Origin of the sequence: Streptomyces triculaminicus (genome assembly GCF_017349075.1) — a bacterium.
In the GTDB taxonomy this organism is placed as follows: domain Bacteria; phylum Actinomycetota; class Actinomycetes; order Streptomycetales; family Streptomycetaceae; genus Streptomyces; species Streptomyces triculaminicus.
The window spans coordinates 1,465,287-1,478,302 of record NZ_JAFMOF010000001.1; the positions used below are offsets into that span (position 1 = coordinate 1,465,287).

Here is a 13,016-nt window from a genome sequence, read left to right on the forward strand (position 1 = left end):
GTGACCTGCCCGCCGGCCCGCGAAGGTCCGCCAGAGGACTGCTGGGATCGTGGCGCACGAGTGGTTGCTGCAGGTGTGGCTGACGGGCCGGCCGCCTCGGGCGTCCTCCGCATGAGAATCCTGGCGGCATCACGGGGGTACGGGCCGTCCACTCGAACGGGTGCCGCAGCCTTGCAGGGTGCGGGCCGCACTCGCCTGTCGGCAGGTGCGGCTCGAATAACCTTCATTGCTCGTAGCTGTGTTGCCTGCGAGTCGTGATCGGCTTACTGCCGGACCCGGCCTCCGAGCGAAGGTGAATCCGCAGGTTTGAGCAAGACATCACACAGTCCTTAGCCGCCGCTGCTCGTCGACCTTCCAGGCCTCGACGATCCCGACGGCGGAATCTCACCGTTGGGATCGAAGTAGGGAGCGATCGCTTACACCCATTCGCCCGGTCGGACAGCGGCCTGGGCGCGCAGCGCGTAGGTGACGGGGCCGGTCGGGCGGTTAAGTCATCCTTTCGGCATCCCCAAAGCATTGGATGACCGAAGGTTCTCCCACATTTCGGAATCCTCTGGACTGACGGATTCGAGCACGCCACCGCCGCGCTCAACCAGTACGAGGGCCACCGAAATGAAACCCCGCAGCAGTGCCCTGAAGGGCCTGTTATTGGAATTCTGATACGCTTCCACCAGACTGTCTACGAATTTGAGGAATTCGGGGAAGTTGATCTCGCATTCATCCTCGATGATCGGTCCCAGGCCTGATTTCCTGTCGATCAAGCGGGCCAATGTGTTGGCCTGGTCCAGGAAAAGTCTGGCGACGGAATTCGACGGATTCCAGAGATCTTCATCGGCTGTTTGGAAGTAGCAGCTCACTCGGCCCACCTGACCTTCAATTGGGTTCCTGGGTTTCTATTTTCCCAGTCTTTCATACCAGACTCAACCGCAGCTCTGAAGCGCGGCGTCGCCCCAGGGCGTGTGAAATCCAGCCCGATAGGAGCCTGTTCGTAGTTCTCCATATGTGGGCGTGCGCGCACATAAGAATCCAGCTTCTTATGCACATGCTTGTCGACCCATTTGTCAATATCGACTCGGGGGTCCTGGCCGGTGGCTGTCTTTTCTTCCCAAAGTATTCCGTCTTGAATGTCATCGATGTCCGTTATGGTGTCCGACAGATTATTCAAGTCGTACACGACATAATTTTTGTCACCTTCGCGGGGAGGTCGTATACGGTTTGATAGCTCCTCTTCAGTTTCATTTCCACTGGCGTCGGTAAAATCGGCGGTATTGTTTCCGGGTGGGGTCTCGGCAGCAAGTTTGAGATACGGGTCCCCATGCGGGTCGGCGGATGAGTCAGCGGCGGAGATTGTTTCCGGGTTCGACTCCATGGGCGGCTCGGGTGACGCGTCCTTCTGCGGCAAGGCGCTCTCGGAGAGATCTCCATCCTCTGCCTGAAAGGGGTAGGGGGCCTCGTCGGGATCGTCCGCGTCCTCGCCTTCCGGTGCTGATTCCGCGACCTCGTCCGCCTCGGCCTCGGCCGGGTCGGGAGCGTCGTCGGCCGCCTCGGAGGCACTCTCGGCCTCCGGTGGCTCAGGAGCCTCGTCGACGGAATCGACGGCTTCCTCGGACTCGGTCGGTTCAGGAGCTTCCTCGGACTCAGTTGCCTCCGGGGCATCCTCAGGCTCAGGTGCCTCCGAGGCGTCGTCGGACTCGTACTGCCCCTCGGGATTCCCGGCCTCCGCCGGGCTCTCGGATTCGCCGGACCAGGACGGCTGGTCCTGATCCTCGCTGGACTCCTGGGCGGCGTCGTCCGGCGTCTCCACCGTCTCTTCGAAGTCTGTGGAGCTCGCCGGTTCGGAGGACTCGGCGCCGGATGCGTCCGTGTCCTCGCCGCCAGTGTGTTCAGTGGCGCCGTCGTCGGCTCCGGGCGATTCGGCCGGTGTGTCCGGCTGTTCGGAGGCGCCCGGCTCGGGCGCGTCCTGGGCTTCGGGTGCGTCCTGGGATTCGGCCGGGTTCTGGGTTTCCGGCGCGGTGTCGGCGGACTCGGGTATCTCCTCCGCCTCCGCCTCCGCCTCTGCCGCAGTCGCCGGCTCCGGTGCGTCGTCGGAGTCCTCGGTCGCCTCCGTGGCGCTTGCCGATTCCGCTCCAGCATCGGCGGAGTCCGGGGCCTCGTCCGCCCGGTCCGGTTCGGGCGCATCGTCGTCGGCGTCATCCGTGGGGGCCGCGCTGTCACCTGTCTCAGCGCTGTTCCTCGGCTGTTCCGGAGGCGGGGCGCCGTCCGCCGCGGATGCGTCCTGGGCCGCCGCCGGCTCGGGCGCCTCGGCCGACGCTTCCGACGTCGACGGTTGCTCGGGCGGCGCTTCGGTCTCAGTAGGACGATCGCTCATGGATCATTTCTCGTTCGGCTTCGGCTCTGTAGGGCATGACTGCGGTACAGACGCACCCAAGGCAGCGTCTTCCGTTTCCACGCCGTCTGGGCCAAGTGGATGAAGACGCAGGCGCGGTAGTCCTCGACCGCGTCCTGGTCGGCGCCCAGTGGGGCGACGGTGTCGGCGATCCCCGCCACCCATTCCGAGGTGCGGGACCACCACTCCGCCTGCTCCGCCGACGTCCTGGGATAGTCGGCGACCTTCTTCTTCAGCGCGGTCCCGTGCTCCGGCCACACCGCGGTCGCCGCCCGCGAGCGGAACGTGCAGCGATGGCGGCAGCCCTCGCAGTCCGGGAAAGGGCCAAGCGCCGCGTCCACGCCCGGTGTCGCCTCGACGAAGGCGCGGAAGCGGTCGGCCAGCTCCGTGTTGCCGGCGAGCGGTGCCCGGGCCAGCCCGCTCTCCGCCGCCGCCTCGGCCCGTACGTTCGGCACCCGGATCAGCGCCGGGCGGTCGATCCCGTCATGGTGGGCGAAGGCCTGGAACGGCTCCAGGGACGACGCGTACCGTTCCTGGTCGGGGGCGAAGCGCATCGTCCCGCCGATGAGCTCGCGGTCGGCCGCGGACGGAAGCCGGTGCATGACCTTGAGGTTGGTGTTCTTGTACGCGTCCTCGACGAGCTTCCCCGGCACCTGCTCGACGATCACCAGGCCTTCCCCGTACTTACGGTTCTCCGCCAGCGTGTTGGCGAAGGCTTGCGCCGCGCGGGCCTGCGCGTTGCCCTCTTTGCCCTCCCCGCCGGAGGCCACGGGGCGTCCCAGCAGTCGGTGGGCCTCCTCGATGATGGTGACGTGGGAGAGGCCGTCGCCCCGCCGGGTCGCCTTGTAGTGCTCCGTCATCGTCTGCAGGATCAGAGCGGTGACGAGGGACTGCTCCTTCTCGTTGTCGCCGACGGCCGCCAGTTCGATGACGACCGGGCGGTTGAGCAGCTCCTCCACGGGGTACGAGCGTGCGCAGTCCAGCGTGCTGCCGCAGGCGCCCTCCGCCAGTGATTCGGCCCGCAGCCGGGACGCGGCGATGATGTTGTCCCGGACTTCCCCGGAATAGCCGAGCTGCTCGCACTCCTTGCGCATCTCGGTGATGAAGTCGCGGAGCGTGGGCCAGGAACCGGCATGCGCGGAGGTGGAGAGGTCGGTGGGGACGATGCCCTTCCGCGCGTACGTGTTGCGCAGCGCCCGGTTGTAGATGGCCGGGAGCGGGTCCCAGAGACCGAACGCGGCGTCGAAACAGGCCAGCAGTCCCGCCGTATGGGTGCTGATCCGGACCCCGGGCGGCACCTCGAACGGATTGAGCCGGAACGGTGCCGTGGTCTCGTCGCCGACAGTGAGGACGAGCATGTCCTCGAAGCCTGGACGGGTGGCCAGCCAGCGGTAGTCGTCGAGCTCGGAATTGACCGGCTCCAACACCAGGAACGGAACCTTGTGGTCCCGCCAGAGCTGCTGGCAGAAGGCCAGGGTGGTGTTCGTCTTGCCCGAGCCGGTCGTGCCGACGAACAGGGCATGCCGGGTGAGAGCGCCGATGCCGATACCCAGGGGGCCGGCCGGGGCGCCGTGCACCAGCTGCCGGCCGAGTTCGACGGCCGGACCGTCGGGCCGGTAGTCGGTTTCCAGCGCCATGTCGGGCCTGCGCACGGGGAAGCCCGGCATGTGGCCGTGAACGGCGAGCGGCAGCCGCATCGCGGCGCCGGCTTCACGGGCGTCGACCAGCTCGGACAGCAGGCGCAGCGGCGGGGACAGCGGTTCGGGCAGCTGCCAGCGCTGGTCGCCGCCCCAGCGCGTGTGCTCCAGTGTCGTGATGCCCGTCCACGCCGCGGCCAGCTCCGGTGGCGCCGGTCGTACGGTGACGTAGGCGGGGCCGGTGAAGGTGCCGGTCAGTGCGGTGCCCTGGGCGGGCCGTTCCTGCGGGGAGACCGTGGTGCCGGCCAGCTCGGCGAGGGACTCGGGAAGCGGATGCGAGGACGCGAGCGCTATTCGTATGCGGAAGGCACGGTCGGTGTAGCGGCGCGTGGCGTCCGTGTACACCTTGGCGGCGTCCACGGCGAAGGCGTCCGGGGCGAGTTGGGCACCGGGGCTCCACAGCCCCTCCGGCATCTGGCCCGGAGTCGCCAGCCGCCCGTAGTGGGTGGCGATGCGGTGCAGCAGCGGTCCGAGGTCGTCCGGCAGCCGGTACGGTTCGAGGCCGACCGTCAGCATGAGCGGGTGCGGATGGGCGGCGAACGCCTGCCACAGGGCGTCCCACGGAGGCGCTGCCGCGGTGAAGGGTTGCGGGGCGAGGTAGTAGTGCACGCCCGCGTCCGGCCGGTTGGGCCGGCCTGTCCGGTAGCGCTTGCGGATCTCGGCGAGCCCCGCCGGGTCGGGAGCGAACGGCGCCAGCCATCGGGACACTTCGGCGTCGTCCTCGATCGGGGCGCTGTGCACATGATGCGGGAGCTGCCCCAGCCGGTCGCGCAGAGCGAGCGCGGCCGCCACGGCGGAGCCCTGGCTGTCGGAGCGCACCCGGGCGAGCAGCGCACACGAGATCCGCCGCTCGGCCGGGTCCGTCAGGTAGCGCAGCTCGATGCGGGCGTCGTGATGGGTGTCCCACTGGCCCGCCAGCCAGGCGGTCTCCGCCGCGACCGCCTTGATTCGGCGTTCGTCCTCGGGGAGGTCCGCGTACTCCCTGGTCTCGGTGAGGTCGGCGGCGGCCTCGATGCGCACGGCCGTCCAGGCCCACACGGCCGTGCCGTCGCCGGCGGTCAGGACGCCCGGTGGGGTCGTCCCGTCTGTCTGCTGTTCCATGGCGTCAGCGGGACCAGGGAGAGGAAGGGCCGTGACCCCCGGTCGCCGCGGGCTGCCCGGCCTGCGGGCCTTGTCCTGGCTGTCCCGGCGGTACGGCGGGCATGGCCGGCGGCACGGTCGGGTTCGGCGGCGCGGTCGGGGTCGGCGGAGCGGCCGGTGCCGGCCTCTGGCCGATCGTGCTCGTGATGGGCAGGTCCTGCCCGAACGTCGAGGCGATGGGTACCTCGACGCCCTGCACGGCGATCTCCACGCCTTCCCGGACCGCCGAGTGCACGGCCTCGCGCATGGCGCGCGGTCGCTCCGTGCGCAGCATCTGGTTGACGTCGCCGGTGCGGCCGAGCAGCCCGCCGAGGAGGTCCTTGAGGTACGTGCCGATGATCACGGCCCCCGGGCGGATGCGCCACATCGTCCAGCCCAGGTAGAGGCTGGTGCCGTACTCGAAGACGGAGATGTAGGCGACGTACCGTCCACTGCTGACGACCAGACGATTGCTGACCGCCTCCGGCTGCAGGATGTCGCTGCGTATCCGGGACGCCACGGCGGCCACCGGGATGCGGCGGCGGGCCAGCGCGCCGTATATCGCGGCGTAGGCGGACGGGGAGGCCGGGGCCTTGTCCTCCAACAGCGTCCGCCACTCCGCGACGGGCTCGGTGAAGGACGCCATCAGCAGGACGGTCCAGAAGATGATGAAGCTCAGGACGCCGCCCACGGTGAAACCGGTTTCGGCGTCGTCGAAACCGGTCAGCGCGAGCCCGAGAAGTCCGCACAACAGCCAGACGATGATCGCGGCGAAGCTCGCGGTGCACCAGTGGCCGATGACCGTCCGGAGCGTGACCGACTCGTCGAAGCTCAGCTCGACGGGCTGGTACTTCAGCGTCTGGTTCCGATAGGAGCCGTTGGGACCGGTCGCACCCGAGGCCGCCCAGCCGGCCGGCCCGGCGGCGCTGCCCGGGTAAGTGCTCATGTGCATACTCCACATCGGAGGGCTGACGGAGATCGTTGATCACTGCAACACGGCAACATATCCGAACATCAGGTCGATGGAGGACCAGATCAAAAAGCCCGCCAAGACCTGACCTGGAGGGCCTGGGTGGAGCGGGCGAGGGGAATCGAACTCGCGCGCCGGGCTTGGGAATCACTGGCGCTCCGAGTGGCCGGACCCGACCTGAGGCCGGCGGTGAGAGAGCGGCTGACGCGGAAGACCGCAGGGGTTTGTCCGCGTCGACTGCCGACGGGAGAATGCCGAACAGCAGGCCGTGCCGGCGTCGTGCTGGCAAGCGGCACGACGAAAAACCGCCCCTGGCCTGTCTTCACAGGTCAAGGGCGGTTCTCTTGAAGCGGTAGCGGTGGGATTTGAACCCACGGTGGAGTTGCCCCCACACACGCTTTCGAGGCGTGCTCCTTAGGCCGCTCGGACACGCTACCGAGAGAGAGCTTAGCGGACTGGTGGCCGTGGTCTGAAATCCGATCCGGGCGCGAGGGGTGTGACGCTCGTCATGCCGCGCGCGCCGGGGGCTCAGCGGTCGCGGAAGAAGCGGGTCAGCAGCTCGGCGCACTCGTCGGCGAGGACGCCGGAGATCACCTCGGGCCGGTGGTTGAGGCGGCGGTCGCGCACGACGTCCCACAGCGAGCCGGCCGCGCCGGCCTTCTCGTCGACGGCGCCGTAGACGACCCGGTCCACCCGGGAGAGGACGATCGCCCCCGCGCACATCGTGCACGGCTCCAGGGTGACGACCAGCGTGCAGCCCGACAGGCGCCACTCGCCGACGGCCCGCGCGGCCTCACGGATCGCGAGGACCTCCGCGTGGCCGGTGGGGTCGCCGGTCGCCTCGCGCTCGTTGCGGCCGCGGCCGATCACGGAGCCGTCCGGAGCCAGCACCACGGCGCCCACCGGCACGTCGCCGGTGCCGGGCGCCCGTACGGCCTCCTCGAGGGCGGCCCGCATCGGGGCGCGCCAGGGATCGCGTACGGGGTCGGGGCCCCCCGCGGCCTCGGCGGCGCGGGAGGGACCCCCCTGGTCTCGGACGGCTTCGTTCATGGCACCAGTGTGGGCGAAGCCGGCCCGGGGCCGTCAGCGGACGGCCTCGAGGACCTCCGTGCAGCCCAGGGCGTCGGCGATCGTGCTGAGCGCGTCCCCGTCGAGGGCCCGCAGCTCCTTCGCGCCGACCCCCAGGTCGTCCAGGAGCGCGTCGTCCCCCAGCGGCCCGTGCGGGGCCGGCCCGGCGGCCGCGGCGGCGTCCACGTCCTCCTCGGCGGCCTCGGGCTCGCCGTCCTCGGTGCCGTCCAGGTCGAGGCTGTCGAGCTCGTCCCCGGCGTCCTCCTCGCGGCCGGTCAGTTCGTCGACGAGCATCGCGCCGTACGAGCTGCGTTTGGCGAAGGCGGCGTTGGAGACGAAGACGCGCGGGTCGTCCTCACCGTCCACCCGGACGATGGCGAACCAGGAGTCCTCCTGCTCGATGAGGGCCAGGACCGTGTCGTCGTCCACCGAGCTCGCCCGGGCCAGGTCGGCGAGGTCGGACAGGGTCTCCACGTTGTCGAGTTCTGTGTCGCTCGCTTCCCACCCGTCGTCGGTGCGCGCGAGCAATGCGGCGAAGTACACCGTGACTCTCCCACTGGTCATAGGCGGTGCCGGGTCGGACGGGGACCACCCCGCCCATCGGAATCGTGGCAGAAAGCCGGGCGTTGCGAGAGGTCTTCCGCGCTGCGTCGTGCAGCAGTCCGAAGAGATGTCCCTCACGCGCGGCCCGGGGCGGGACCGGGAGGGCGTCCGCGCGGACCCGGACGCGCGGCGCGTCGCCGGCCTTCCCGGCGCCCGTACGCGCTACCAGCGGAAGGTCCGCATCCGCATCTGCTGGCGCATCCGGGCGGCCCGGGCGCGGCGGGGCTGGACGCGGTCGCGCAGTTCCTTGGCCTCGTTCAGCTCGCGGAGGAACTGGGCGCGTCTGCGCCGGCGGTCCTCGCTGCTCTCGCCGGCGTCGTCCGGTCTCGTCCGCTCCCGGGGCTCGCGGCGTTCCCGGAGCTCATCGGGCCTGCTGGATCCGCGTTTTTCATGGCCGGCCATGGGCAGCACCACCTCGTGCCGAGGTCCTCGCCCGGCGACAGACCGGGCGTACGTGCCCACTTTCCCCCTTGGTGGTGGTTTGATGCCAGGGCTGCGACAGACCGTCGAAGGAGTCCCGGCGGGCGCCCGGCCGTTAAAGCTCGGTTAATGTCGATGTCATGCGGATCCACGTCGTCGACCACCCCCTGGTGGCTCACAAGCTCACCACGCTGCGCGACAAGCGCACCGATTCCCCCACCTTCCGGCGTCTCTGCGACGAGCTGGTGACCCTGCTCGCGTACGAGGCCACGCGCGACGTGCGCACCGAGCAGGTCAGCATCGAGTCCCCGGTCACCGCGACCACGGGCGTCCGGCTCTCGCACCCGCGCCCGCTGGTGGTGCCGATCCTGCGGGCCGGCCTGGGCATGCTCGACGGCATGGTCCGTCTGCTGCCGACGGCCGAGGTGGGCTTCCTGGGCATGATCCGCAACGAGGAGACCCTCAAGGCGGAGACCTACGCGACGCGGATGCCCGAGGACCTCTCGGGCCGCCAGGTCTACGTCCTGGACCCGATGCTGGCCACCGGCGGCACCCTCGTCGCCGCGATCAACGAGCTGATCGCCCGTGGCGCCGACGACGTGACCGCGCTGTGCCTGCTGGCCGCGCCGGAGGGCGTCGAGGTCATGGAGCGCGAGCTCGAGGGCGCGCCGGTGACCGTCGTGACCGCCTCGGTGGACGAGCGCCTCAACGAGAACGGCTACATCGTCCCGGGCCTCGGCGACGCCGGCGACCGGATGTACGGCACCGCGGGCTGAGCCCGTCCGGCCCGCCGGGGTGACGTATCACCGGCGGGCCAGGGCGTGTCCCGAGCGGACGCGCCTCAGCATTTCGTGGCGGACGGCTGCGGCGTGGGCGGTGCCGTCAGCCCGGCCAGCGCCTTCTCGGCCTCCTCCTTGGGCTTCAGCTCCTTGTACGCGTCGCCCAGGACGAGGTCGACGTCCTGCCCCTCCCGCTGGTCGCCCTTGGTCTCGGCGCCGGCCACCTGGGTGCCCAGCACCTTCAGCGCCCCCTCGACGGCGGCCTGCGGGCCCACCAGCAGCCCGGTACCGGGCACCTTCTTGTCGTAGTCGGCCTCGGCGTTGCCCACCTTGCCGATCCGGAAGCCGCGCCGCTCCAGCTCGTCGGCCGTGATCTTGGCGAGGCCGCCGCGCGGGGTGGCGTTGAGGACGTTGACGGTGATGTCGCCGGGCTTGGGCAGCTCCTTGGGGGCCGCGCGTCCGGCCGGGAGGGCTTCGTCGCCGTCCTTGCAGTCCCCGGCGCCCTTCTTCTGCCGTGCGGCCGCCTGGGTCTGCCTCGTGTGGTCTCCGGAGAAGACGTCGACGAGCTCGAGCGTCCCCCACCCGGCCAGTCCGAGGACGGCGGCCGTGGCGACCACGGCGAGCACGATCCTGCGGCGGTTGCGGGGGCGACGCATATGCGGGTACCGATTGCCCGTGATGCGGTACTTACCACCCATGCCGGGAGGCGTGAGCATGCTCATGGGCGCAGCGTAGTGCGGGGCGGAGCCGCTGCCTACTAGATGATCAATGGGTTGCGCGGACGCCAACCCAAAAGGGTCAATAGCCGTGCGTACGAGCGGCCGCAGGGCCCCCCGGGCGGGTGGCGGTGCGGGCTGCGGGCCGGGGTCAGTCCAGCTCGAGGACGCGCGCGTGCAGGACCTGGCGCTGCTGCAGGGCGGCGCGCACGGCGCGGTGCAGCCCGTCCTCCAGGTAGAGGTCGCCGCGCCACTTCACGACGTGGGCGAACAGATCGCCGTAGAACGTCGAGTCCTCCGCGAGCAGCGTCTCGAGGTCGAGCTGCTGCTTCGTGGTCACCAGCTGGTCCAGACGCACCGGGCGGGGGGCGACGTCCGCCCACTGCCGGGTGCTCTCCCGGCCGTGGTCGGGATACGGCCGCCCGTTTCCGATGCGCTTGAAGATCACACGGAAAGCCTACCGGGCCGGTGGCTCCGAGCGCAGCCATGGCGCGGGAGTGCGAAGGTGACAATCGGCCGCATACCGGGAGTGATGCATGGGCCGAACGAGCGACAATTCTTCTCGCCCGGCATCGAATCCGCGGCCGCGCAAAGGTTATGCACAGCCTGTGGACCGCGAATCGGCGCGCGAGAAGCCGGCGGCGCGGCCTCGTGGTGGGCCCGAGCCGGCGGCGCCGCCGGGGGAGAAGCGGAAGAAGGGGCGGAAGGGGGAGTGGGAGGGGGAGCGGAAGAAGGCCGGATCCGAACCCTCACCGATCGAACAGGCGGTCGACAGTGGGGTGTTCCGGCCGGGCCGAGGGCGGCGCCTATTCGGCGATCTCGGTGCGCTCCCACCACTCGTAGACGGGTAGCCGGCCCTCGACCGTGTCCTCGTGCTTTCCCGTGCTCTTCTTGAAGTGCTCGTATCCACCCCGGAATTTGATCTTCAGCTCGGTGCCGGGCGGAGTGATCGGCACGATCCGCTCGGGGAGCTCGTCGGGGCCACCTCGGAGGAAAGCTTTGGCGCTGCTGGTCATGGGGGACAGTGTCGCGGCGCCCGCCCGCCGGGGGCCCCACGACGCGCCGACTTCAGCGCTTCTCGGAGGTTTTGGCCGCCTTGGCGGCCTTGGCGGCGCGCTTCGCCTCCTGCTTGTGGGCGCGCACCTTCTCCAGCGTCTCGGGGCCGGTGATGTCGGCCACCGAGCGGTACGAGCCCTCCTCCCCGTACGCGCCCGCCGCCTCGCGCCACCCCTCCGGCCGCACCCCCAGCCGCTTGCCCAGCAGCGCCAGGAAGATCTGCGCCTTCTGGGTGCCGTAGCCGGGCAACGCGGTGAGGCGGCCGAGCAGTTCGTCGCCGGTGCGCGCGTCGCGCCAGACCGCGCTCGCGTCGCCGTCGTAGTGCTCCACGAGGTACCGGCACAGCTGCTGCACCCGCTTGGCCATGGAGCCGGGGTAGCGGTGCACCGCCGGCTTGCGCGCGCACAGCTCCGCGAACGCCTCGGGGTCGTACGCCGCGATCTCGTGGGCGTCCAGGTCGTCCCCGCCCAGGCGCTCGGCGAGGGTGTACGGGCCGGTGAACGCCCACTCCATGGGGATCTGCTGGTCCAGCAGCATCCCGGTCAGGGCGGCCAGCGGGCTGCGCGAGAGCAGCGCGTCGGCCTCGGGCTGCTGGGCGAGCCGAAGAGGGTGGTCCGTGGGGTCCATGTGCCGATGGTCCCCTGGAGCCGCACGCGCCGCACGCCGCCGGCCCGGCCGGGCGTGTCGGCGCGCGGCGCGGGACGGTGGCCGGGCGGCGCCCCGTTCTCCGTCAGACGTCCAGGTGGGCGTTGACCGCCCGTGCGGCGTCGGCGAGTTCGGGGAGCTCGACGACCTCGACGCCGGCCTGTTCGAGCAGCTCGACGCCCGTGCAGTCGGCGACGAACAGTGCGGGCTCGCGCCAGGCGAGCACGACGCGCGGGATGCCGGCGCCGAGCACGAGGTGGGTGCAGGCGCGGGGGCGCGAGGCGCGCACGGAGCAGGGCTCGAGAGAGCTGTAGAGGGTGGCGCCGGCCAGCCGGGGGTCGTCGGGGGAGAGCTTGGCGAGGGCGGCCTCCTCGGCGTGCGAGAGGGGGTGGTCCTCGCGGCTGTGGCCGCGGGCGAGCTCCGTGCCGTCGGCCGCGACGATCACGGCGCCGACGGAGTAGGCGGTGGTGGACGGCGGGCAGTCGCGGGCCAGTTCGATGGCGAGTTCGAGCCAGGCGCGGTCGCTCGCGCGGCGGTCGCCGGCGTCGGCGGCGGGGCCGGGCGGGGTCTCCGGGGTGGCACGGTCGTCCGGGGTGGCGTGGCCGGGTGGGGTGCCGTGGTCGTCGGGGCCGGTGGTCATGCGGGGGTCTCCTTGGTCGCGTAGCGCAGCAGCACGATGTCGCCGACGGGTTCGGCGCCGAGCAGGGTCAGGCGCCGGGCGGGGCCGCCGGGGTAGTCGGCGGGGCCCAGGAAGCGGGGGCGGCCGGCTGGCCGACCAGCTGGGGGGCGAGGGCGAGGTGGAGCTCGTCGGCCAGGCCCTGGGCGAGGAAGCGGGTGTGGATGCCGCCGCCGCCCTCGACCATCAGCCGCCGGACGCCGCGCGCCGCGAGGTCGTCGAGCAGGGCGCCGAAGTCCAGGCCGGGGCCGAGGCCCACCACGTCGGCGAGGCCGGCTAGCCGCTCGCGGGCCCGCACGGCGCCCGCGTCCGTGCTGTAGACGACCTTGGCGCCCCCGCAGTGCCAGAACCTCAGCTCCGGGTCCAGGTCGCCGCCGGCGGTGACCGCGACCTTCAGGGGGTACTCGGGCCGGCCCGAGGCCAGCCGGTCGGCGCGTCGCCGGGGGCTGTTGACGAGGAGCCGGGGGTTGTCGGCGCGCAGCGTTCCGCCGCCGACGAGGATGGCGTCCGACGCGGCGCGGACCCCGTCCACCCGGTCCAGGTCCTCGGGCCCGGAGAGCATCAGCCGCTCCGGGGAGGCGTCGTCGATGTGGCCGTCTATGGAGACCGCGACGCTCAGTAGCACGTGCGGGCGGCCGTACGGGCGCGTAGCCGGGGCTGGCTTGATCTCGTCGGACTGCGACTGAATGTTCATGTGTGCGACCCCGGGGAAGCAGGCGAATCGGTCGTTACGGCCCACGGCCTGGCGGGTGCGGACGGCCGTGGGCGGCGGGAAATGCAATAGGAATCAGCCATAGTTGCTCCGGTCCTGTGATGCAGGTCACAAATTGCATTGTCAATTGGTGAAGCCACCTATGGTGATCATGCCTACATAACCCCGC

12 protein-coding genes, 1 tRNA gene and 1 pseudogene are annotated in these 13,016 nt (G+C 70.8%); 1 reads left to right on the forward strand and 13 read right to left on the reverse strand.

What is annotated here, in order from left to right; genetic code table 11:
• Nucleotides 1-491: 491 nt before the first annotated feature.
• The 8 genes from J1792_RS06800 to J1792_RS06835 all read right to left on the reverse strand — a co-directional run bounded on the left by J1792_RS06800 (nt 492) and on the right by J1792_RS06835 (nt 8,245).
• Nucleotides 492-857, reverse strand: coding sequence for a DUF6086 family protein (locus J1792_RS06800; RefSeq protein WP_207246820.1), 366 nt, complete (start codon nt 855-857; stop codon nt 492-494).
• Nucleotides 854-2,368 carry a prolipoprotein diacylglyceryl transferase gene (locus tag J1792_RS06805; protein WP_207246821.1) on the reverse strand — a complete coding sequence of 505 codons (1,515 nt, stop codon included), beginning with the start codon at nt 2,366-2,368 and terminating at the stop codon, nt 854-856. Before J1792_RS06805 ends, J1792_RS06800 begins: the two co-directional genes overlap by 4 nt.
• On the reverse strand, nt 2,365-5,184 hold the full coding sequence (locus J1792_RS06810; RefSeq protein ID WP_207246822.1) for an ATP-binding protein: 2,820 nt from the start codon (nt 5,182-5,184) through the stop codon (nt 2,365-2,367). Before J1792_RS06810 ends, J1792_RS06805 begins: the two co-directional genes overlap by 4 nt.
• Before the next feature lie 4 nt (nt 5,185-5,188).
• On the reverse strand, nt 5,189-6,148 hold the full coding sequence (locus tag J1792_RS06815; protein ID WP_207246823.1) for a hypothetical protein: 960 nt from the start codon (nt 6,146-6,148) through the stop codon (nt 5,189-5,191).
• A gap of 374 nt (nt 6,149-6,522) precedes the next feature.
• Nucleotides 6,523-6,609, reverse strand: a tRNA-Ser gene (locus J1792_RS06820).
• 91 nt (nt 6,610-6,700) lie between these two features.
• Nucleotides 6,701-7,222 (reverse strand): tRNA adenosine(34) deaminase TadA, encoded by a 522-nt coding sequence (gene tadA / locus J1792_RS06825; protein ID WP_086566483.1) that lies wholly within the window; start codon nt 7,220-7,222, stop codon nt 6,701-6,703.
• A gap of 33 nt (nt 7,223-7,255) precedes the next feature.
• The gene (locus J1792_RS06830) at nt 7,256-7,783 is read right to left on the reverse strand and encodes a tRNA adenosine deaminase-associated protein (RefSeq protein WP_207246824.1); all 528 of its coding nucleotides are present in this window, start codon (nt 7,781-7,783) and stop codon (nt 7,256-7,258) included.
• A gap of 222 nt (nt 7,784-8,005) precedes the next feature.
• Nucleotides 8,006-8,245 carry a hypothetical protein gene (locus J1792_RS06835; RefSeq protein ID WP_086566489.1) on the reverse strand — a complete coding sequence of 80 codons (240 nt, stop codon included), beginning with the start codon at nt 8,243-8,245 and terminating at the stop codon, nt 8,006-8,008.
• A gap of 158 nt (nt 8,246-8,403) precedes the next feature.
• On the opposite strand from J1792_RS06835, the gene upp reads away from it, so the two are divergent.
• Nucleotides 8,404-9,039 (forward strand): uracil phosphoribosyltransferase, encoded by a 636-nt coding sequence (gene upp / locus J1792_RS06840; RefSeq protein WP_086566486.1) that lies wholly within the window; start codon nt 8,404-8,406, stop codon nt 9,037-9,039.
• Nucleotides 9,040-9,104: 65 nt separating this feature from the next.
• Here the strand turns inward: upp and J1792_RS06845 are convergent, their stop codons facing one another.
• The 5 genes and pseudogenes from J1792_RS06845 to J1792_RS35715 form a co-directional block, all read right to left on the reverse strand.
• On the reverse strand, nt 9,105-9,764 hold the full coding sequence (locus J1792_RS06845) for a LytR C-terminal domain-containing protein (protein WP_086566487.1): 660 nt from the start codon (nt 9,762-9,764) through the stop codon (nt 9,105-9,107).
• Between the two features lie 145 nt (nt 9,765-9,909).
• Nucleotides 9,910-10,206: a type II toxin-antitoxin system VapB family antitoxin gene (locus tag J1792_RS06850; RefSeq protein ID WP_004929488.1), complete on the reverse strand. Its 297-nt coding sequence runs from the start codon at nt 10,204-10,206 to the stop codon at nt 9,910-9,912.
• A 358-nt stretch (nt 10,207-10,564) separates the two neighbouring features.
• Nucleotides 10,565-10,774, reverse strand: a complete 210-nt coding sequence (locus J1792_RS06855; RefSeq protein ID WP_086574706.1) for a DUF5988 family protein — start codon at nt 10,772-10,774, stop codon at nt 10,565-10,567.
• 52 nt (nt 10,775-10,826) lie between these two features.
• A complete protein-coding gene (locus J1792_RS06860) occupies nt 10,827-11,441 on the reverse strand; it encodes an HhH-GPD-type base excision DNA repair protein (protein ID WP_207246825.1) in 615 nt (204 codons plus the stop codon).
• Between the two features lie 103 nt (nt 11,442-11,544).
• Nucleotides 11,545-12,829: pseudogene (locus tag J1792_RS35715) on the reverse strand (dihydrofolate reductase family protein).
• Between the last annotated feature and the right edge of the window lie 187 nt (nt 12,830-13,016).